This window comes from Acanthopleuribacter pedis (genome assembly GCF_017377855.1).
Lineage (GTDB): Bacteria > Acidobacteriota > Holophagae > Acanthopleuribacterales > Acanthopleuribacteraceae > Acanthopleuribacter > Acanthopleuribacter pedis.
On the sequence record NZ_JAFREP010000053.1, the window covers coordinates 1 to 23,093 of the forward strand.

Genomic DNA, 23,093 nt, shown 5'->3' on the forward strand with positions numbered 1-23,093 from the left:
GAAAAAATGCCCCCGCTGAACACGGCCGCTTCATCGGCCGCTAGGCCGGGGTATGCCTGGCTCTAACAAAAACGGTGGAACCTGAGATTTCCCCTTGCACTCAAACCCACAACACACTATCTGGGCTGCAACGGCCTGTAAAAATGCTCACCGCACCCAACGGGTGCGCCTCCGCTTTTTCCAAACCATTTCGCTCCAGATCTTTAGCCAAAATCCCTGGCTCTTATCGCGCCTCTTAGGTGAAAAGCTGCAAGGCGACCACATTTGGGTTTTGCATAAGCCTGTCCCCACATCCTGTCCGTCCCCGTATCTTGTCCCCGCCTCGCCGTCCCCGCACCCCGCATCGCCGTGCCCGGGCCTATTCCGGCCTAACGGCCGCCGCGAGAATCCTGTTCCGCGGGGGCATTTTTTCTCCTCAAAAACCTTCTTTTTGTGAAAGGCTTTTGAGGAGAAAAAATGCTGTTAGGACGGCGGTCCATGGAGCGTGAGACCAACGTGCCGCGTACTGTTGCCCGAGGGTTTCGGGTAGCGGAATCAAGGGTTTTCCCGTGATCGAGACGTTTCTCACGGCCGATGGTTCCCCATTCTGGGCGCGATCCTCACGAGAACCGCGCCCGATTGCGTTTTGAGGTTAATCCAACGAGGTTAGGCTGAACCAGTTGAGGTTCCAGCCGCCTTGGGCCGCGTTGATGCCAAAGGCTTGTGCGCCGGCTTCCAGGTTGATGATGGTTTCCACCGTTTGCCAGGATTGCCAGCCGCCCGTACGGGGGATGGTGATGCGTTGGTAGACGATGCTGCCGCCCGCGCGCTCGAATTGGAGCAGGCCGCCGCCGTTGAAGCTCGCCACGCGGAATTGAACGCGGTAGCGGCCCGTCTTGGGAATCATGATCGCGGGGTAGGCCATCCAATCGCCCGCATCAATGTAGCCAACGTTTTCGCCGCCGCCCGTATCGGTGGTTGCTTCGGTTTGGACGCCGTTCATCACCGTGTAGGCCTCGGCTTGGATGGTGATGGGTTCACCACCGTCTGAACCGTCGGAACCGTCGCCGCCATCCGAGCCGTCGGAGCCGTCGCCGCCATCCGAGCCGTCGGAGCCGTCGGAACCGTCGGAACCGTCGCCGCCATCCGAGCCGTCGGAGCCGTCGGAACCGTCGGAACCGTCGCCGCCATCCGAGCCGTCGGAGCCGTCGGAACCGTCGGAACCGTCGCCGCCATCCGAGCCGTCGGAGCCGTCGGAGCCGTCGGAGCCGTCGCCGCTCCCGCTGAAGGTGGTGGTGAACCAATCACTTTCCGTTTGCGGATTGCTGAAGATGACGAACTTATACCGGATGCGGTCGCCGGTTTGCAGCGGGATCGCATCGGTGGGCGTGGTGAAGCTGTAGCCGTCCCCGTCGGCCGTGAGGAACCAACCGCCGCGGTCGATGTCGTTCACAAAAAGCAACACGATACCCGCGTGGCCGTTGCGCATGATGAATCTGGCCTGGTCGGCGGAAACCGCCTCAACACAAAACTCACCCTGGCAACCGGTGACTTCCGGCAGGGTTCGCGCCTCAGCGCTTTGCGACGGCGTCGAGCGGTTGCCCGCCGTGTCCCGTGCCGTCACCTGCACCACATAAACGCGATCCGCGGTTAAACCGGTAAGCGTGGTCTGGTTGGTGTCGACCGTTTCGCGTAAGCCGCCGTCGACCATCACCTCATAACGCACCCCACCGCGATCATCGCTGGATGGGTCCCAGGAAAGGGTAAGCGTGGTTTGGGTTGCGCCCTCCAAGGTCGGCGTGCCCGGTTGCGTTGGCGGGACGGTGTCGGGATCGCCCCCGTCGGAACCATCGGACCCGTCGCCGCCGTCGCTTCCGTCGGACCCGTCGCCGCCGTCGCTACCGCCGGAGCCGTCGGGTTCGCCGTTGACCACCAAGGTGCGTGCCGGTACCGACATCGCCGTGCCGTCGCTAAAGGTCACCAAGCGGGTTGTCTCCGTGGGGTTGTACGCAACATGGTTTCGACCCGTCGCGCCGTCAAACACCATGAAGTGCGGCCAATCGGCTGAAACCGCGCCGTTGGGACTGCCCAGCTCGGCTAAGTTAAACAACCAGTGAAACGTGTGGCTGGTGGTTTCGCCCGCTTCGCCGCGCACTTCCAATGCCGGCAAGGGCGGCGCCGGGCCGTCCCACTCGCGTCGGTACCCGGGATTGGCGTCAAAGGCCGCCGTCGCCGCGCCGGCGTCGAACATCACCTGCATCTGCCAAAAAAGGTCCGACCAAAACAAAGTGCGCTGTTTGAAATAATCCGGCGCGGGCACATGATCCAGCCAAATGCGGTTGTTTGTGGCCATGCGTGCAAAAACCTTGGCCAGCGCGTTCTTGTCGCCGTAGGTCATTTGCCCCAGGTGCAGCGACGCCGGTGTGACCGGCAGAAACTGAATGCCGTGGATGAACTGCGGAACCGCGCCGAACCAAGTCGCGTAATCCGCTTTGCTATGCCACACGATACCCACCGAACTCCGGTCGAAATCACGACGCTCCCACACGCCTTTGTCCGTGTTGAAGAATTCGACCTGCTTGGGGAACACCTGTTCTTCCGCGTCGAACCAATACTGGTGGATCGCTTCCTTCTCCGCCGCATAGAGTGCGAGGCCCAAATCGCGGATGGGTGTTTGGCCTGTTTCCGCCCCCCACATCGCCACCGAGGCCGCGAAGTGGACACTTTCCGACGAGGATTCTTGGTTGCCGCCCGCGTCCATGTTGAGGTGGCCGTTGGCCAAGGAATAACCGTTGTAAACATCGAAGAAACGCAGGTATTGGAAGCGCTGATCCGTGCGGTCCCAGTTGGCGCAGTTTTGGATCAACAGGTTGACCATCGGCGCCCAGCGCTGTGCCCAGGCACGGTCGTAACGGGCGATCATCGCCGCGCCGCCAATCAGGTAACCGTAGTGGAAATGGTGATCGTTGAGTTCCACATCGCTGCCGAAGCTTGCCGGGAAACCGGTCAGGCTGTTCCAGTCCGCGTTGTAGTAGAAGTACTTGCGGCGTTGGCTTGCATCGCCGCCTTGCGAATCCGTGTCGCCCTGCCAATCGCGCGCGTCCAGCCAGTCTTCCAACTGGGTTTTGAGCACGGTCAATAGCCGGTCCCGCGTGGTTGAATCGCCGAGCTGCGCGGCGATGGGCACCAGTTGCGCGATGCGGTTGATCAGTTTGCCGTTGCCGTAGGTATCCATACCGCGGCCCAAATCGGCACGCGTTGAAAGCAACTCCGCGACATCGGCCGCCAAAAACTGGCTAAGCCGTTCGCGGTCGAAGCCACTTAATCGCGTGGGGATGTTGGGGAGTAAACCGGGTTGCTGCAAGCGGTTCGTGAAGCCCGCGGCCGCCAAGGTTTTGATCGAACCGCGCGGCCCTCGGTAGTGGTAACGGCTGTTGAGGTCGGTCATGGTGCGGTACTGGTGGCGGAAGAGCAGCAACAAAGGGGCGTCGCTGAAGTCCACGCCGGTCACGCGGGGTTCGCCGTTGACCTGCCAGGATTGTTCGACCGTCGCGTTTGCTTCGTCGTAGCTGAAGCTGTAACGGGTGTCACAAGGCCAAACGAAGGCGTGACGGCGCAGGTCACGCACCAAAGCATCCAAGGCGGCCGTGTCGGCTGAGTTGTCAAAAAAGTCCTGGAACAAAGGCGCGACCGGCATCGCCGCCGCGCTGCCGATCACGTAACGGGGAATGTCCTTCAGCGCCGTGCCCGCGGCAATGGGACCCGCCGGGCTGTTGATTTCGCGGGTCAGGCGAATCAGGTCGTCGACCTCGTCGGGGAGTGGTGCGACGGAGAAAAAACGCTGATTCGCGGGCAGGCTCAGGCGCAAACCCGCCGGGCTGATGTAACGCAGCGCCGCGTTGTCGTAGGTGAAATCCCAGGTGGCACCCGGCGGCGCGAAAATCGCGTAGTGGGTGCGGCGATCTTCCCGGCTAAAGGCGACCGTGCCGTTTTCGTGGTACCAGAGCCGTGTGCCGGGGGCGACCCGAAAGACCACCTCGCCCAGCCCCTTCTGTTCGAAATAAACGAAGGGGAAGGCTTGGCCCGTGGTGATGCGCACCGCGTCCGTGTTTTCGGGCGTGTTGCGCTGGTTCAGCAGAATCGTGCCGTGGAAATCGCCGTAGTCGTCCAGCAGCGTTTCCGTCGCGTCGAGGCCTTCAAACACCACGTTGAGGTCGCTTTCTCCCTGCTCGTTGCGGGGGTAGTCGTGGCTGTAGGCGACCATGGCCGGGTTGTCGCTGCTAGGGGCCAGGCGACCGGCCGCGTTGCGGTAGGGCGTGAGGGAGGGGATCGGCGTGGTGGCCATGCGCACCCCGTCCTTGGCGAACTGCATCGTCCACGGTGGCAGGCTCATAACGTGTGAATAGGGCACGTGCGCCGTATTGGTGACGCCCGCCGGGGTTAGGTTGGCGACCGTAAATTCCCAGGCCGTCGAGGACCAGGGCTCGTGGGTCGGCGTGGCTTTACCGCTTGCCCGAAAGGCCTCGGACAGGGACGGTGTTTGTTCCCGACGCGGCACAAAAATGCCCCAGGCGTCGGGGTTGGTGACTTGGTCGTAACCCTCGGCCGTCGCCGGCGCCCAACGGTGGCTGGGTTTTTCCGTGGTGTAGCTGCCGGCGGGGCCGACCGGGACCACGCCGGGTTGGGCGTGGGTGAAGGGCGGGGCGAAGAACATCAGCAAGACGAGGGTGATCAAAATCCGGTGGGTGAGCAAAGGCATAATAACTCCTTGGCGTGACGCGGCGTTGTCGCAAAGCCGCGTGGTCGTTGGTCCTTCATCCGCATTCACGACCAGCCCGCATTTCTCACAAGGATTCGTCGCGAGAAGCAAAAAGCCTTGTGAGTACGAAGATGACGACCGAGAGACGGCACAGGGGGCCGACCATTCGGCGTAGCAGCGCTACGGCGAAGGCGGCTCGACCGAGTAAACGATTTAATCGCATGGGTTTCGGCTTCGTAGCAGAATTCCTGGTGAGAAATGTGGGCTAGCCGAGCCTCATCAGCCATGCTTGGAAGCCATGCGGGCTGGGACCAAGCGGTGCCCGTCGGCCGTCAGGGGCCGATGCGTCCGTTCGTTGCAGAGAGCGGGTGGGCGCGCTTGATGTGAGGGCGGGGGATTCCGCGAATTGAGAAGCCGACCGCGACGGGTTGGTCGCGTCGCGGTCGGTCTGAAAAGGTGACGGACGTTAGCTATTCGGCGCGTTCATTCTCGCGGAGGTTACTCCGCGCGTTCGAACACGCGCACATAATCAACTTCCATCCTTTGGGGAAACTGGGTCGACCCATCCGGCGATCCTGGCCACGTACCGCCGACGGCTACGTTGAGAATCATGTGGAAACGGCGGTCGAAGGGGGCGGGGTAGGGGGCCGCCGACGACCACCATTCTGTTTGCGTCGCATAATGTTCGCCGTCCAGGTACCAGCGGATTTCGCCTTCTTCCCATTCCACCGTGTACACGTGGAAGTGCTCCGAAACGTCCTTTGCCGGGGTGATGTTGTTGCCCGTGTGGACGTTTTGCGGCCAAGGCCCGCCGTAGTGCAGCGTGCCGTAGATGCGGTTGCCGCCGCGACCGCCCACGTTCACCGCTTCCATGATGTCGATCTCGCCGCTGGCCGCCCAGCCGCCGTAAACCCAATCCGTGGGCAGCATCCAGATCGCCGGCCACATGCCTTGCCCGCGTGGCAGACGTGCGCGGATCTCGAATTTGCCGTACCGCCAGTCGCCTTTGTTGAGCGTGCGCAGGCGGGCCGAGGTGTACTGACGCGTGCCGTCCGCGCCCGTGTAGGTTTCCGCCAAGGCTTGAATCACCAGCTTGCCGTCTTGGATGTGGGCGTTTTGCGGGCGGTCCGTGTAGTACTGCAGTTCGTTGTTACCGCCGCCGGCGCCGTTCACTTCAAAATCCCACTTGCTCGTGTCGATTTGGGGGCCGTCGAACTCGTCCTGCCACACCAAACGCCAGTCGCCGGAGGGTGGCGGCGGGGTGTCGTCGCCCAGTTCAAACCAGTTGAAGTTCAAGCCGCCGTCCGGCATGGCTACCTGGAGCGTACTTTGACCCGCCGGCAGGCTGACCGTGCCGGTGACCATCGTGTAACCCGTCCAGTCGCCGGTGTTGGGCAAGGTGAACGTGGCCGCGTCGTTGCCGTTGACGCGCAGGACCAGGGTGCGGTTGTCTAGCGCCGTGGCGATGCGCAGGCGGACCTGGTAATCGCGTGCTTCGCTGCTGTATACCTCGTAGGCCAGCCATTCGCCCGCGTCCGTCCAGCCGACGCTGTAGCCGTTGTCGCCGTCGAAGCTCAAGCCGATATCGGTATCGTCCTCGCGGTAATGACCGCCCTCGTTCCCCGGCGTTTGGTCGAAGGCGTCGTGGTAGTCTTCGGCTTCGATTTTGGCCGGCAGGCTGATCGCGTCACCCATCGGCTGGATGTCAAGGTAGTTCAGGTTAAACTCGGCGCCGTCGAACACCACATCCAAGGCTTGTTCGCCCGCCGGCAAGGTGACCTGGATTTCCACGTCTTGCCAGCTTTGCCAGCCGCCCGTGTTGGGGACTGGGGCCGTGTCCGTCAGGCGCCCGCTTTCATTGGCAAGGTGGAACGCGCCGCGCTCCGTGGCCGAGGCAACCCGCGCGATCACGCGGTAATCGCCGGAGCTGGGGACGTCAACATAATAACGCAGCCATTCGCCCGCTTCGATCCAGCCCACGTTGAGCCCGCCGCCCGCGTCGCCCGTAGCTTCCAGGTCGACGTCGTCGTTGCCCGGCGCTGTCCCGATGTTACCCGGGGAGCGGTCGAAGGCGTCGTCGTAGGATTCCGCCTCGATTTTGGCCGGTACCGCGCGGTACTCAATCAACTTAATCACCTTGAGGTAATTCAGGTTAAACGGCCCCTCCTCAAAGTTGATTTCCAATTCGTGGGTGCCCGCGGGGAGTTCCACTTCCTGGCTTAGATCGATCCAGGTCTGCCAGGTGCCGGTGTTGGGCACGTCCTGGCTGTCGCCTAGGGGGTTGCCGTTGAGCAGGTAGCGGAAGCGGCCGTTGGTCGAGGCCGAGGCCACGCGGGCGAGCAGCTGGTAACGGCCCTCACGGCTGATGGCGATTTGGTAGCGCAGGTATTCGCCACCGTCGATCCAGCCGACGTTGAGGCCACCGCCCGCGTCCGTGGTGCGTTCCAGGTCGACGTCGCCCGCGCCGGGCGCCGTGCCGATGTTGCCCGGTGTTTGGTCAAAAGCCGCGTCGTAGTGTTCCGCCTCGATCAGGCCGGGCACGGGGTGTGCCGCCTGGAGTGCGGTAATCGAAAAAAGTGCGGCACAAAAAAGCAAGAAGCATGTGTGAAGCAAAAATTTCCTCATTTCATGAAGCCCCTCATTGGTGAAATAAATCGATGACAGCGCTGTCCGGTTTGGTCAAACCAAACGCGGACGGCGGTTCGGAAGCACCCGTTTTTGCGGCGGTTGGGTCGGCGCATCGTGGAAGCAGACGAGCGCAATAAACAAAGGTGTCGCAGGACGTTTTGGACCGCGGCAGCTATCGAAAAACGGGGTAGGACGGTCCTACCCTAAACGAAGGCCGGGCGACTTGTACAGCCGGCGTCGGTGATTATCTTCTGTCGCGTGAGCAACATTACCGTCGCTAAAAAAACACCCGCGCTGATTGCATTCTGCCGCGTGATTTTACGTTCCCCTTCTAGGGCTTATTGTTGTTGAAGGTTCACCACGACGGCGGATCCTGCTGATCGGCACGTTCGGCGCTCGCTTTTTGACGGCGTTTTTGGGTAGAATGGGGCCGTTTGTGCGCCGCCTTGTTTGGGTGTGCGTTGTCCCAAACCGAATGCCTTCCAGGAGAGCCCCATGAAACCATCGCGTTACGAAGAAGCCGGTGTATCGATTGACGCCCAGGACCAAGCCATCGAGCAAATTCGCGGTCATGTTGGCGCGACCAATACCCCGCGGGTGCTTTCCGATTTGGGGAGTTTCGGCGGCCTGTTCGACATTCGTTTTCCCGAAATGGACCAGCCCGTGATGGTGGCCAGCGCGGACGGCGTCGGCACCAAACTGAAGATTGCTTTTGACGCTGAGGTTCACGACACCGTGGGCCAGTGTTTGGTGAACCACTGCATCGACGACATTTTGGTCCAAGGCGCGCGCCCCTTGTTTTTTATGGATTACGTCGCCACGGGCAAACTCAAGCCGCACGTCGTCGCCGACGTCGTCAAAGGCATGAGCATCGCCTGCAAGGCGTCCGATTGCGCCATCCTCGGCGGCGAAATGGCTGAAATGCCAGGGTTTTACAAAGCCGGCGAATATGATGTGGCGGGATTTATCGTGGGGGTGGTTGACCGCAAAAAGCTACTCGGCGAAGACCGCGTACGTGCCGGCCAAAAGCTGATCGGCTTGGCCGCCACCGGTCTGCACACCAACGGCTACTCCTTGGCCCGCAAAATCATTTTCGAAGAACAAGGCCTCAAGTTAGCCGACGAATTGCCCGGCACCGGTCGCAGCGTGCAGGACAACCTGCTGGCGATCCACCGTTCCTACTACAAACCTTTGGCCGACTTGCTCGACAAGGACCACATCCAGGCCATGGCCCACATCACCGGTGGTGGCTTTTTGGACAATGTCCCGCGTATCCTGCCCAAGGACCTGTCGGCCCATATCGCTGTCGACAGCTACAGCGTGCCGCCGCTGTTCCAGTACTTGGTCGACAAAGGCGGCGTCGACCGCGACGAGGCTTACCGGGTATTTAACATGGGCATCGGCATGATCTTGGTGGTTGAGGCCGAGCGCGCCGCGTCAGTCACGGAACACTGCGCCGCCCAAAACCTCGACCCCGTCGCCCTCGGCGAAATCAAAGCAGGCGACGGCACCGTGGTGTTGACCTAGGCTCGATTCGAAAAAAGCTTTTTTGGTACGCCTTCTTGGGGCGAAAGCTACCAAGCTAAACGATTTCATTATGCTACCGATAACCTATAGAGATTTTAGATAGGCTATTTGGTGGTTCAAATGCGGGTAGATGAAGAAAATGAGGCTGGTGTGTTCACGGATCCGAGAATGAGACGTGAGTTCCCAGCCGGCCCGAAAGAGCTGGTGTTTGGATTTGTAGGCGCTGTTGGGACGGATTTAGATTATGTTGCAAAGACGCTTCAAGAACTGTTGCGCTTGTATTCGTTCAAAAGCGTTGAGATAAAAGTTTCCAGAGATATTATAGCCGGCATGTTGAAAGAGGCTTTGCCTGAAGATGCGTTCTCCAGAACTGAGGCTCTTATGAATGAAGGCAATAACCTGCGGAAGAAAACCGGCGAGAATGCTGTGTTTGCTTTGGCGATTTCTTCTCTGGTTAATAATTTGCGTACAGCGGGAAATACTGGTGAGTTAAGCCCTCTTGACAGAACTGCCTTTGTGGTGCATTCGCTGAAGCATCCCGAAGAAATTGAAAAACTTAGGGAGACTTATTCTGTTGGACTTTATGTTGTCGGGGTATTTGCAGACAGAAAGTCCCGGTTAAAAGCATTGACCTTAAAGGGTATGACACCCGAACAGGCCGAAATTTTAATAGATCGGGATGAAGGGGAGAAGGTAGCCTATGGTCAAAAAACGAGAGATGCCTTCCAACGTTCAGATTTCTTCGTCAGCTTTGATTCTGATATAGCGGCACTACAAAATCAGTTGTTGCGAATCTTGGACGCTATTTTTGGGTATCCTTATCTTTCGCCGACCTTTGATGAGTTTGCAATGTTCATGGCTTTTTCCTCCGCGTTGCGTTCCGCGGACCTGTCGAGGCAGGTAGGGGCGGTTATTACCAAAGATCAAAGTATTATTGCAACAGGCGCTAATGATATCCCGCGTGCCGGCGGGGGACTGTATTGGCCGGAAGTCGACGGCTCTTTTGAAATTACAGATTCTCCCAATGGTCGGGATTACTGCCGTGGCAAAGATTCCAACAAAGAAGAGAAAATTAAAATTGTTGACGATATTGCACAACGTCTCATAGACGAGGGGCTTGTCGCGGCTTCTTGTGGTGAATCGGTTCGCAAGATCCTGGAGAAAAGCCGAATAAAAGACATAACCGAGTACGGTCGGGTTGTCCATGCTGAGATGGAAGCAATTCTTGCCGCTGGTCGTCAAGGGATTTCATTGAAGGGGACGACGCTCTTTTGCACTACCTTTCCCTGTCATAACTGTACCAAACACCTTATTGCCGCCGGTATTGCACGGGTTGTTTATGTTGAACCTTATCCTAAAAGCAAGGCGTTTGAATTTCATGATGATGCGATTTGCGAGGGGGGCAATTCGGTAAGTGAAAAAGTTGTTTTCGAGCCATTTATGGGGATTGGTGCCCGAAACTTTTTTAATCTGTTTTCAATGACAATGGGACGAGGCATTAAACTGGAGCGGAAAAATTCAGAAGGCAGGATTCGCGATTGGGCGCGAGAGGCTGCCGACATTCGTGTTCCCAACTTTTACATTTCTCTATTTGACCGAGAGCTTTCTGACGAGCAATATTTGAAAGACCTTCTGAAGCTAGTTGAAACCTAGAGGCGGTGTTCCATGACACAAATCAACCCAAAATTTCTAGAAAGCCTCGAACGTTCCACCGACGAGGTCGCCAAGTGGCCCGAGTGGAAGAGAAACATCATGTTTTACAGGGGCCGGGTTGTTCGGGATACTTCCCCGCAACAAACCTTGGGGAAAAAGTCGGAAACACCCACGAGCAGGGACCCTCACTAAGCCATTTTTTTTGGGTTTGTGAAAAAAAGGGGGCAACGGGTTTGGTGGTACGGCTTCGGAATTTTTTCCAGCGACCTCACAAAAGACGAAGAGTGCCCGTATCGCCGTTGACTTCCACTACTTGCCCGTCTTCCAGCTGGTTGACGATGCCGGCGATGCCACTTATGCAGGGTTTGCCTAATTCCCGGGCGACCACCGCGCCGTGTTGCAGGATGCCGCCCACTTCTAGCACCACCGCGCCCGCGTTGAAAAACAGCGGCGTCCAGCCGGGATCCGTCGTGTAGGCGACCAGGATATCGCCGGATTTGATTTTTTTCTCATCCGGTCGGTTAAGGACTTTGACCGGCCCCGTCACCGTTCCCGGCGAGACCGGACTCCCCTGCAGCACACCTGGCTCACGGGATCTGGGCTCGGGTCGCAGGATGCGGCCGCGCGAGTCGATGACCGGGGGGAAGTGGCGCACGTGGGCGCGCACTTTATCCGTAAAGGCCGTGTTGGTTTGAACCGCGCGGCGCGCGTCGAAATCGGGCTGGGTTAGGGCTTTGGTGATCTCTTCAAAGCGCAGGCCGAAAACGTCCTCGGCGCGGTCCAGACGTCCGGCTTCAACGAGTTCGGCACCGACGGCCAATGCTTTGCGCCGCATGCCGCCGTTGCACAGGGTGATCAGATATTTGGGGATGTCGCGCGTCGGCGTGAACAGGCACCAACGGCGGTAGAGCCAAACGAGCACGCGGCGTTGGAAGCCGCGCAATTCGCCCATCAGGGTTTGGTAGGTTGTTTCGCGCGCACGGACCTGCTCCTGGTGGAGCCTTTCGGGATTGGCGTGGTGCCGGTTTTCGATCATGGGCGTGATTTGGTTGAGGGCGATGCGGGGGTCGTCCTCATAGCCGGGCGTGGCTAGGTCCATTTCATTGGGACCGCGAAAGCCAAAACGCGTCACAAATGCCGACCAGGCTTGTTGAATGGGCACCGGCATGCTTCCCTCGCGCAGTCGGCGCGCCGTTTCGCCAGGGTTTTCGAGGTCGTCCGTGTCGAGCAGCAAGCCGAGGCGAAACAGCGCGAGCCCCATTTCCACCACGATGTGGTTGTCGAAGCCGCGCTGGAGTTGGTCCAGTTGGCGGCGTTGCCTACCATTGGGTTTGCGGACAGCCAGGGCGGCCGGTAGCATGCCAAGCACCAGCATCGGCATCAGTTGCCCAAATAACCGCGAAACCATCAGTCGGCTGATCGGATCCGTACATTCGGTGAGTGATCGGTCGCTTTCGAAAAGCGCCCGCAGATCGCGTTCTACCTCGGCGATTTTGTCCTTGGCGCGGCGGTGGGCACGTTTGGGAAAAAGCAGCATCCACAGTACGTGTGCGCTGAAGCCGCTCATTTGCGCCGCGAACCGGGGCAAGCGGGTGAGCATGTTGATCCCGACCCAAGCAGGCTTCTTGGCCGCGCGGTAGGTTTGTGTGTCGACCGATTTCAGAATGTCGGCCATCAGGGTATCGGTGGCCTCCGCGTTTTTGGCCAACTTCGTGGCATTCGAAAAAACCAGCAGGTTCGAGTAATTGATGTACATACGCCCGCCCGTGCAAAAGAAGAAGGCCGATGCGGGCTTGGGATAAAGCGGAATCGGCCCGACCCAGGACGCGAGAATGGCGTGAAATAGGTGGTTGATCCAGTCAAGACCCAAGGGCGACATCGCCTGATTGAGGGTGATGCCCTTGGATAATGCCGCGTCGGCATAAAGGCGGCGCCGTTCACCCGGCGCTGTAATCATCGACGGCGGCAGTGGAACGTACACCGAGATGGGTCGCGCTTGCAGCAGGTAAAGCTGTTCGCCGACGAAGGCCCACTCCACATCCACCGGATACCCGTGGTAGGCTTCCGTTCGCTTGATGAGCTCCAGCAGCCGCGCGATCTGGTGTTCGTTGAGGCAGGCTGAATCGCCGCGGTTTTCACGGCGTTCGAGCAAACCGCCGTCGGGATTCAACCAAAGCGACGGTGTTTTGGCGCCGAGTTGTTGCTCGATCAGCCGGCCCGAGTGTTTCTCCACGATGAAGGTGTCGGGTTCGGCAATACCCGACACCACCGATTCTCCCTGGCCCCAATTGGCGGTTAGCACCAGCTCTTCATAATCGTTGTTGTGCGGATTCAGCGAAAAACCCACCCCCGCCACATCACAGGCAAGATGCGGCTGAATCACCAACGCCAGTTGCGGCGCTGCCCCGGTGATATTTTTTTGCGCCCGGTACTGAAACACACGCGCGTCCAGGCTTGCCAGAAAACAAGCGCGCACCGCGTTGTCCAAATCCTCTGGTTTGACGCCGGGCAGCGTCTCGTAAATCCCGGCGAAGGAGGCGTTGACACCGTCCTCATCGGTGGCCGAGGAGCGAACAATCAACAAGGCGTCCGGGTGGTTGTCGGCAAAATAGCGCCGGACCCGGCCCAAAACCTGCTCTTGATCTTCCGACCAAGCCAAAGCAGCCGCGGCGCGTGCCACTTCTTCACAAAGCGCGGGTATTTCCTCGGGCGCGGCATTCTGAAGCGCGTGCCACGCTTCGCACCGACCTAATCGCGCGTACCAAGACGCAAAAAACGCGGTGGTCAGCACCGCCCCGTCCGGTACCGGCAGCCCCTCGGCTGCCATCCGAAACAATGATTGGGCTTTGCCGCCCACGTTTGCACGCTCGGGCATCGCGGATTGCCCCGGTAAAAAAATCAAGGCGTCGATGGGAAGCCTCCCTAGGTTGGGTGGGGGATGAAATAGGCGGCGCCGTTTGTGGCGAAAAGGGGCGGCCTTAGCCACGATGTTTCAGTTCAGTGATCGTGTTTCGGGGCCCGTTAACGTTTTTGGGTTTCGCACAAATCAATGTCTTCCTTGCCGCCCACTACCTCCACATCGGCATATTTAAGCAGTTCCTCTCCATTGGGTCCCCGTGCCGGGTCGACGATGTCATAACGACCGGGCGGGGTGTTGGCGAAAAGGAAACCGTGTTTGCGCGCGACCGTAAGGTCCTGGTACACCGAACCATTTTCCATCGTGCCGATGAGCTTGAGGTTGGTGTCGGCCGGCTCACAGCCGCGAATCGTGGTCCCCGCCGGCACGTCGATCACCAAATCGAGCAGGTCGCCGTCTTCCACCACCACCTCCTGTTTAAAGGGTGGCGCCACGCCCATGCTGAGGAACAGGTCGTCCTTGCGGTGGGTCGTGCCCAAGAAATAACGGCCGGGACTGACATGTTTGATGGTGAAGCGACCCTGTTCGTCGCAGGCAACCCGACGGGCGCGTTCATCTTTTTTGACCAGGTCGATCAGGTGATTGGCGACCTTGCCCTGAACCGAAAAAACGCCGGTGAGGGTGAATCGTTTGGGATTGCCAAAGGTCACCTCTTGTTCCGGCACCTTTTCGATATGAACCGTTTTGGTGACCACATCCTGATCTGAGCTGCTGAGCTTGAGATCGGTCGGCCCGGGCGGAAGCCCCTTAATGTGGAATACATACTTGGTGCGTTCCTGTGCTTCTTCCGCGACACCCTTGGCACTGACCACTTCCAAACCCGAGGCGCCGGGGAATTGATCTTGGTCGACGACCACCGTCAGTGAGGTGCCGCGTCGCAGGGTGATCACGGTGGGTTTGGCTTCCGCGTCAAATGGGGTTGGGACAACATCCTCGCGTTTTTCTGAGATATAACCTTCCGCGGAGACCTTAAACGCATAGCGGTGCGCCATGATCAGCGGATCGCTTTGGAAGAAGCCGTTTTGCAGGCGTCGGCTGCCGCGGTAATTGCCCGTGTGCAACTCGAACACCGCATCTTTGACGGGTTGGTGGCGTTCATCAACAACCTGCACCAAAATTTGGCCTCGGCTTCGGTTGATGACGATGTCTTGCGGGGTATCCGACATCTCCGCGCGGAAAAGGAAGGGTACTTCAATTGGGGCAGAGGCTTGCACGTCGAATTTGAGCAATACCTGTTCATCCAAGGGCATGCTGGGAATGTTGAACAAGCCGCCCGCGTGGCGCGTGTGCGACTCGGAATGGATGGGGAACTGCTGATCCGCGCGAAAAAGCCGGAAGCCAAACTGCTCAACCGGGCGCCCGTCGGTTTCGTCGACCAGGCGCCCGACAAATCGCGGCGCGCGGCGCAAAACCACATCCGTGTAGGCGGCCCCGTAGGGATTGATTTCGGCGGAGATGTAACCTTTTTTCGTGAAGCCGACCCGCGCACCCTCAAACACCTTCTCCAGGTCATAACGTCCGAACGCATCGGTTTGACCGTTAACCCGCGCTTTGCAGCCGCGGCAGTAATAAGCAACCTCGGCAAGGGGTCGGCCGTCTTCGTCTCGCACGGTGCCGACAATTTCCATGGCGCCGTCATCCGTCGTCACCCGTGGTTTGGGCGTCAAACGGGCGATGAGATCCGTTTCCGGCCAGTTCAGTGAAAAGTCACCGCGCGCATAACCGACCGCGGTAATGCGCACCTGGTGTTCCCTGTACTTAGGCACGAAAAAGGCGACCTCACCGCGCGCATCCGTGACCCGCTCATAGGCAACCGTGTTCTTTCGATGATGCCAAAGGCGAACGACCGCCTCGTGCAGCGGTCGGCTCTCCTCATCCAATACCGTCACCGTCAAGCGATAGCCGTGAAGTGTCTGCTGTTCCGGTCGCCGCAATGTTTGTTTGCGGCCGGGCGTCGCCTCGGGCAGCGCCGCATCCGCGACCTCTATCGCGGGTTCCTGAACAGCGGTGGGTGTAGGCACCTCCGCCGTGGATTCAGCTTCTCGGTAAGGCCCTGTTTCATTCCGGGCCGGTTGCTGTAGGAACAGCCAAAGGGCGAGAGCGGCAAAAACAAGATTCGATACGACCAGGGCAAAAACCAAGCGACGGTTCACGGCGGGCTCCGGGGTAGGTAATGTCACGCCACATTCTATCCGTTCCAGTGAGCACCGGATACCACAGGGTTTTATTTTTGGGTTGTCATGATCCGGGTTGGTGTGAGCCGCTAGTCCTTGTGGTTGCGGCGCGGATAGACCTTCAGCCGGCTTGAGTGGTGGGGTCTTCCTGGTTCTCTTTCCAAGCAATGGATCAATTGGGGGTCGTGGTGGGGGTTTTCTATGATTCGGTAAGGTCGTTCCAGAAACCGCGCCGCGTGAGGTCGCGGTTCACCGAGTGCAACGCGCCTTGGTGCAAGATCCCGTTGACAAGGCGACGCACCCGACCCAGTTGTTGCTGTTCCTGGTGATAGAGATAACCCGGATAATCCTTGGGGAACTTGCTTTCGAGGCATTGATGAGCGGGGGACGTTTCGGTTTCATTCGAGGCATCTTCTTGAAGGTCTTTCGGCTTTCTAAGGTTCTGACTAAAGCCAAGGTTGATAAGACCACAGAGTTGGAGCACCGTGGCGTAACAAACCTCGGGCTTGACCAGATTAAACGTCGACGATTTTCGATATAGAGGCCAAGAGAAAAGATCTTTGACCTCAAATTTCTTGGGTTTGTTTGGGTCATGTGGCGACGCTTCTAGCTCCTCAAGCCATGGGAATAGTTCTTTAATCTGATGCTCTTCGGGTTTGTTGAGATCAAGTGTCGACGGCTTAATCCCGTTGACCCAACAGAAAAGATCTTGAACTTTTTGAAGCGCGACAGGTTTAACATAAGCATGTTTGACATGGATTGCATTGTGGGGTTTAGCTAACGCTTTAAGGAAGAAGTATTCAAAAGATCCCTCTAGAGGTTTGGTTATAAGCTTATAAGCACTATTAATGATTCTGTTGTACCTGTCTGATCGACCTTGTGGCGAAGGAATCTTGCTTGGGTCAAGCATATTCTTGTTTTCCGCACCGTAGGTTTCACGGTGTCGTGATTTAAGTGGACTATCCTCGCAAGAAGAAAGCCGTTCGATTAAATAGGGGAGTTTGTTGTTTGTAAATGATTGCCATTGTTCTTTTAAGGAGAATTGGGTGAATTCAGATTTATGGATCTCGAAAGAATCTTTTGTTAATTCGGGCATGAGGTGAGTCGCTTTTTGATCAAGCCAGAATGCAGCCCATAAGGTGGAATATGCCTCTTTGGGCCCAGTATCGTCGAAGACCAAGTTAGACGAGTCAAAGTAGTGAAAGTATTTTAAAATAGTGTGTCCAAGGCACAAGCGATCCCATAACTCTTCTATGGCTGAGGTGCGAATTTTAGCGAGGAGGGTGAATTGGAAAGTCATGCTTAGAAAAAAGTCGTCAATGATATCATGTTCCAGTCCTAGAGGGAGGTGTTGAACTCTAGGGAATTCTGGGTGATAGATTTTGTTGACGGCGGGGCTGTCGATCACACCCGAAAGAGGGGAGAAGCAGGTACGAAATACCATGAGGTCACAGCGCGCTTCGGTGAAGATTCTATTGCTACCGTTGCTTTCAGGAAAGGGGGAGGCAGCGAACCGGGCTCCCAATAACTCCGTGAGGTGTTCGTTAAGTCGTCCCTGTGAAGAAGTCGTAGATCGTTTCAGAGTTAGAACTTTTTGGGGTCCTATTGTATCCTTAAGAAAGTTGTCAAAAACATGGCCCATTTCGTGAGTTACCAAGATGAGGCTTTCGAAGGATGAGAGGTGCCTGGCGTTGAGCGAGACGCCGTTTAGTTTACCATCAAGGGAGAGTTCCGGCGAGCTTGTGAAGTAAGGTAGAAAAGTTTGTTTGATTCGGTCTTTTGATTTCCATGAGAGTAAGGTTTTTATGAGATTTGATTTTGCTCTTCGGAGAGCTAGTGGTTGATTAGATGATTTGTTGAATTTTTTGTGTTTTTTTGTTCTCACTGGGCGCATTCGGATCTTCTTTTGAGGGCCACTGTCTTTGGTTTTTTCTTTTATATGCCAGAAGGTTAGGGTGATTTTGTAATGTCGAAGGTTTTTGTTTGATATTAGTTGGTTTTTTGCGTCCTTTAACATGTGGTCTATTTCTGCGAAGAGCCAGTTTTGGACTTCGGTGAAAAAGTTGTCGATCATCCAGGAGCAGCTTTTGAGTTTTTTGGAATGGGCCACTTTGAGGTCTATAAGCCGGGACATGCTGCGGTCGTGGTTTGGAAAATCACCGAACTGGCGTTGGCTAAAGGCACGTTGGGCGAAGTCACAAAAATCGGACAAGTAAGCTTCCATGCCAATAAGGGATTTACTGGATGGGGCAGGCTTTTTCTCGACTCGAAGCCCTTCGGGATCGAAGCGGTAAAAGCCGCCGGCGGTTTCGGTCGCCTCTGAATCTTTCACTTCGGTTTTTAAATCTTTCACTTCGGTTAACGAGAGAATCACTTTGAAAAAGTAGTTGAGGTATTTCAAAACATCAAGGTAAAAGGAAAAGGAGAGAGGGTCGACCAGAAAGCGATCAATGGAGCAGAAAACCGTATTGACCATTTCTAGGGTTTCGGATGAAACATAATCAGAGAGATGTTCTGTAAGAAAATCAGAAAAGTAGTACTGTAGTTTGTAGTTTTCAATATATTCTGATGTATGGTTAGTCCACCAATTAATGGCTGTGGTGATCCTGTCTTCTACCTCTGGGTACTCTTTAAGACTGCTTGATGCCTTGATGCTTGAATCCAGGTCCCTGAAAATCATGCCCAAATTGGCTTTGCTAAAGAAGGTGCAATCCGCATCTGGATTGAAGAACTTTTGTTCCGCCTCAAGACTGCTCGGTGATTGAGGGTGGGCCGTGGGAACGCCCAATTTTGATTTAAGGGTGAGTATGATCGAGGCCGCACGGGCATGAAAGGGTTTCATTTTTTCTTTGGGGTAGTTTAACTGAATTTTGAAGACCTGCAGGGCGGCGATGTAATGCTTTAAGGAAAGCTGACGGCATGCAGAAAACAACTCAAGATCGTAACGACCGTTGAGTAAGGTGCGTTTATTTTGGGTTTTTGTGAGAAGAGGACAGGTGTCGTTTTCATTTCTGACGAGCGCGTGGATTTCTTCGGCCACCTTCTGTGCTTCATGGAGTTGATCGACTTTTGCCGAAACCATGGTTGAAACACCAAAGTCCTCGTCGTCTTGATTGAGATATTTTTCCAGGCCCTTCAAATACTCTTTGTATTTTTTTTCCGTGGTCCAGTCTGGATTTTTGACGATATCCTGTTCCGCATTTTTGAGGAGGGTGCAAGGGACGCCGCTTGTTGTGTGGGTGAGCTTGAATAAGGAAACGTCGTCTGCTTCGGGGCCCCAGCATTTTAGCTCTTCCTTGACGAGGAGATCGAGTTTGTCCTTAAGAAGTTCGCTGAGTCCTTTGACGGTTAATTGTTTGAACTTGAGCATAAGGCGATCCGCGGTGGGAATGCAGGTGCCGCGTATAATCACGGAGAAATCAAAAAAGCCGTCTGAGATGAACGGGCGAACAAAGCTGATTGGTTGGTTTTTTTCTGGTTCGCAAAAATCCAGGAGGTAGTCATGAAAAAGTTTGACAACGGCCAGATAAGCCAACTTTTTGAGATGGGCATAGTTACGGATTTTTAAAAGCGGGTTGAACTTCATCTGGTAAAGCATGAGTAGTTCATTTTCCCCGGGAAGCCGACTGTGGCCCTTGGGTGACGGCTCAGCTTCCGCCGCTGCTGACTCAGCGTCCGCCGCCGCCGCCTCAGCGTCCGCCGCTGCCGGCTCTGCGTCCGCCGCCGCCGCCTCTGCGTCCGCCGCAGCCGGGTCTGCGTCCGTCGCTGCCGGCTCTGTCGGCTTCGTAAGAAGACCGTAAATGCTGTCCTTACCGCTGTAAATGTGTTCTAGGGTAAGCGGTTGCAGGTGGGCGTGGAACGTGAAGTTGTGTTTTTGCCGTCCGACGGTACGGGTGTAGATATCGGTTTTTTCGGCAGGGTTCAGGTCCAGCTTGTGCCGCCAGGCGTCACCGTCGCTGTCTGGGTTGCCGTCGTTTTTGTTACTGATTCCCAAGAGGTGGGTCAGTCCGGTTGTGCGCATCATGGCAACAAAGGTGTTGACTTGGGTGAAATAAGCCTCCTCACCGGGGTCTTGTTCGCGTAGATCCAAGGCCAGTGAGTAGTCGTGGGCGAAGGTGTAACTTTGACCGCGGGAGTGCCCGAGAAAAGCCAATTCGGTGGCCAACCCTTTTTCTGAAACCAAGGTTAGCGATAAAAAATTCCATGGCCCGATGCCCACAAAACCGCAGGCGTTGTTGAAATCAGCGACATTGCTTTTGGTGTTGATGCAGCGGTCGCTTTTGATGTTGATGCAGCGGTCGCTTTTGATGGTGTCCGTTTCGCGGTGTTTTCGCTGGGCCAGCTTGCCCCAGCGCTTCATGGCGGCCGTTAGGTAATTGGTATAAACATCGACTTCGCTTGGTGGGAGATCGATCAACCCCACCATCACAGAGGTGCCCGTAGGACGTAGAATGAGCAATGGAACCTGCCCCGATAAGAATTGCATGTGATTGCGAAATCCTAAACGAGGCGGATTCTGAATTCAATAGGGAAAATGTTTTCTCGCTAAAGGTGAGAGAGAGTTGGTTTATCTTTTCCTCTTGTAAATGTTGTTTATTGAGCGAGGTAGGTGTTTTCTGTAGTTCTTGGTTTTTGGTGTTGTTTTTTTCTTTTGTTCCGGTGGATCTATGCCCAGTGTTATGTTGTGCTTTGGCATCACGTATTCCGGCTTGTGTTTCTCTATGCGCAGGATATGGCTGTTAATTTGAGAGATGAGATCTTGGGTGCGGGTGGAGAGTCTGGACTTCGAGGCATGGGTTTGTCGCTCCAGAGTGAGCCGGAAACCGAGGATTGGTTTCTCATCCTGTGTCGACGCTTTTTGGACTGGGGCGGTTTTTAATCGCTTTCTTGTTTCGTAGGCACCTGTTTTTAAAACGTTTAAGTAGGCGTAGAAGTGGATTGAATCATGCCACTCGCTCACGCTGTAAAACGACACGTAGTTGTTAAGATGGTAGGTCACTAAATCAATCAAGCCTTCTTTTGAATCGTGCTTCGATTCTTCCTGTACCCATGAGAAGTTAAATTTTACCTGGAGGTATTGGAGTGCAGCCGGACCGGGTGGCAGTAAATCGGCCATGCCGTCACAAATGGTGGCGCCTATTTTGACAACCTCTTTCCAGATGCCGTCCTGTACGGTAAAAAAGGGGCCGTCGCTTGATTTGGCCTGGTGGCTTCGGGAAGAAGCGCCGGTTGCGTAAAGGCGGATATCGCGCAGGATGATCAGGACTTCGCCGGGTGCGTCGGTTATTTGCGGGACGTTGAGGGTTTTATCAACAAACTCTTTCAGGTGTGTGGTGACCGTGGTACCGTCAGCGGCATCAAGGTTTTCTAAGGTTTCGAGGTATCCTTCAACGGTGCTTGCATAAAATAAACGAATATCATTGGTGTGCAATTTATCAAAGTTAAACATTATGCCGGCGTCCACTGAAACGGGGTACCAGTTGAGCCGAAATCGCGTTTCAAAAGATCGGTCAAAAATGGCGTCAACTTCTTCTAGGCGGGAGCTGCTGTTTATCTTTTGGGTTTCGAAAAAAAAGGAAATAAACTTTATGTAATCTTCTTGTTTTCCGTGAATAGTGAAATAGTGCAGGAGTCGCGAAAGGTGTGCCTTCTTTTTATGGCAAAAGAATACATAATGGCGGGTCGAAGGGAACTGAACTAATTCCGTGAAAAATGCCGGGGAAAAGCGGTAGAGGCCGTCGAGCAGGAGGATGCGTTTCATTTTTGCGACATCGATTTCTTTGTTTGGATCACCCTGGAGCACTTTGTCTAAATGAATCGCGGTGTTGATGGAGGCGAGTGCCGTGCGGGGGTTGCCTGCCGCGGTTTTCCCGATGATCTCTTTGATTTGCTGATAGGCTACTTTGTCAATGGACAGTTTGTTTTCAGCCGGTGTTTCTTCCCCTTCGCTGGTGTCGCCCCTAAGATGTGCCTCAATAAATTTACCAAGCGCGTGTTTCGGTTTTGGGACGTAGATCCCGTACTGGATGAGTTTGGCGATATAGCGGTCGACGGAAAAGTTTTCTACCCCGAAATCGTCGTGATAGTGCTTTACGAGGTATTCTTCAAAGATGCGCCGGTTTAAAGCAAAAATAAATAAGGTGTTGGGTAAGTTGAGGAGGAGTTTGATTTCCTCCAACGTCGCAATCGCTGTTTTAGGATCACAACGATCCAGATCATCCACAAAAATCATAATTTGGATGGGGCTCTTTTTCATGAGCTCTTTCAGTTCGCTAAACTTTCGGGTGAACTGAGTTTTTTTCATGTACTCCTGGTGAAGTGCCGCCTCGCGTTCAATGGCGCGGCTCAGGTCCATGTCGGCTTTGACCTTGCCGAAAAAAGGGACGCCCGCTTCCAAGTTGAACTTGAGCCCATAGATTAGCGAGCGGAATGCTGTTGCTAGATTTTTGCCTGTGTCGTGCTCGCTCAATTCTTCGGCGATGATGTCCAATAACAGCAAAACGGGTTTTTCGCCTTTGTCACACTGCCATGCGTTAAACTCAATAGTGATCGGTTTTTTGCCGGCTTTACCTTTGCGTTCTTCAATGCTTTTGAGAAGGGTCTGACAAAAGGTTGTTTTGCCGCTGCCCCAGCGTCCGTAAACGCCTAAAGTGAAGGGGCCTTTATTGTCGCGCAGGCCTTCTGCCAGTTGATCCGCGTAAACTTTGAAACCAAATTCTTCCGAAGCCCATGAAAGGTTTGGTTCGCCCTCATAGTAGCCTTCGTTTACGAAGGCCGTGCTCGGTCCTAGGGGCTTGTTGGGAGCCATCATGCACCTCCTGTTTTATAGGAACTGAAGGGAAGAGGTTGAGGACGTTTTTGGTTTGATTTGCTCGGATGGTAACAAGAGTTTCAACGAATGGCGCTCCTTATGGGCAAAGACGACGGGGACCGGCTTCGCCCATAGGGGAACGCCATTCGATGAACTGTGGCGTCAGTAATACAAAAGTGCGGCTTTATCGGGCCGAAGATCTTCGTCGTCAATGTCAAAGCTGACACGGAGACGAATGGCTTTGTTGGGGTATTGCTTTCGCAGTTGTTCCGCCTCGTCGAGGATTAGGGTTTGGGTTCGAAGCGCATCGGTGACAAACTGGGTTAATGTGTACCCCTGTTCTTTACAGATCCGGTCCACCGCCTCGCGAACATTAGCGGGAATGTTCACCATGAGTTGGCGCTTGTTATCGTTTGATTTGGAGGTTGCCATGGAATTTATGTACTCCTTTATAGCCAAGATGGTTGGTTTTTGAAAAAAATGGTCCTTGAATTTCTGCGGTAATCCTAAGTGCGTCGCCGCGGGTTTCTGTTTTGCTATGGGTACCTTGCCTGGGTCGCTATGGGCCGACCGGTTAGGCGGATGTTGTGGGTTTGACGGATCGTGGGCCGATTTGGGGATGAATCCCAAATCGGCGCCGGAGAA

Annotated in this window: 9 protein-coding genes; 2 read left to right on the top strand and 7 right to left on the bottom strand. The window is 55.6% G+C overall.

The window, feature by feature from the left end; translation table 11 throughout:
- Nucleotides 1–631 precede the first annotated feature (631 nt).
- Together J3U88_RS32360 and J3U88_RS32365 are read right to left on the bottom strand one after the other, a co-directional pair.
- A complete protein-coding gene (locus tag J3U88_RS32360) occupies nt 632–4,738 on the bottom strand; it encodes a glycosyl hydrolase (protein ID WP_207863216.1) in 4,107 nt (1,368 codons plus the stop codon).
- 498 nt (nt 4,739–5,236) lie between these two features.
- Complete coding sequence (locus tag J3U88_RS32365; RefSeq protein WP_207863218.1) at nt 5,237–7,351, bottom strand: carbohydrate-binding protein; 2,115 nt, start codon at nt 7,349–7,351, stop codon at nt 5,237–5,239.
- A gap of 510 nt (nt 7,352–7,861) precedes the next feature.
- Here J3U88_RS32365 and purM point away from each other — a divergent pair.
- Nucleotides 7,862–8,893 carry a phosphoribosylformylglycinamidine cyclo-ligase gene (gene purM / locus J3U88_RS32370; protein ID WP_207863220.1) on the top strand — a complete coding sequence of 344 codons (1,032 nt, stop codon included), beginning with the start codon at nt 7,862–7,864 and terminating at the stop codon, nt 8,891–8,893.
- A 120-nt stretch (nt 8,894–9,013) separates the two neighbouring features.
- The gene (locus J3U88_RS32375) at nt 9,014–10,546 is read left to right on the top strand and encodes an anti-phage dCTP deaminase (RefSeq protein WP_207863222.1); all 1,533 of its coding nucleotides are present in this window, start codon (nt 9,014–9,016) and stop codon (nt 10,544–10,546) included.
- 268 nt (nt 10,547–10,814) lie between these two features.
- Here J3U88_RS32375 and J3U88_RS32380 read toward each other — a convergent pair whose 3' ends face one another.
- From J3U88_RS32380 to J3U88_RS32400, 5 genes are all read right to left on the bottom strand, one after another.
- On the bottom strand, nt 10,815–13,421 hold the full coding sequence (locus J3U88_RS32380) for a PEP/pyruvate-binding domain-containing protein (protein WP_207863224.1): 2,607 nt from the start codon (nt 13,419–13,421) through the stop codon (nt 10,815–10,817).
- 146 nt (nt 13,422–13,567) lie between these two features.
- Complete coding sequence (locus J3U88_RS32385) at nt 13,568–15,643, bottom strand: hypothetical protein (protein ID WP_207863226.1); 2,076 nt, start codon at nt 15,641–15,643, stop codon at nt 13,568–13,570.
- Nucleotides 15,644–15,836: 193 nt separating this feature from the next.
- Nucleotides 15,837–20,123, bottom strand: a complete 4,287-nt coding sequence (locus J3U88_RS32390) for a hypothetical protein (protein ID WP_207863228.1) — start codon at nt 20,121–20,123, stop codon at nt 15,837–15,839.
- 81 nt (nt 20,124–20,204) lie between these two features.
- Complete coding sequence (locus J3U88_RS32395) at nt 20,205–22,448, bottom strand: KAP family P-loop NTPase fold protein (RefSeq protein ID WP_207863230.1); 2,244 nt, start codon at nt 22,446–22,448, stop codon at nt 20,205–20,207.
- Nucleotides 22,449–22,610: 162 nt separating this feature from the next.
- On the bottom strand, nt 22,611–22,880 hold the full coding sequence (locus J3U88_RS32400; RefSeq protein WP_207863232.1) for a hypothetical protein: 270 nt from the start codon (nt 22,878–22,880) through the stop codon (nt 22,611–22,613).
- Between the last annotated feature and the right edge of the window lie 213 nt (nt 22,881–23,093).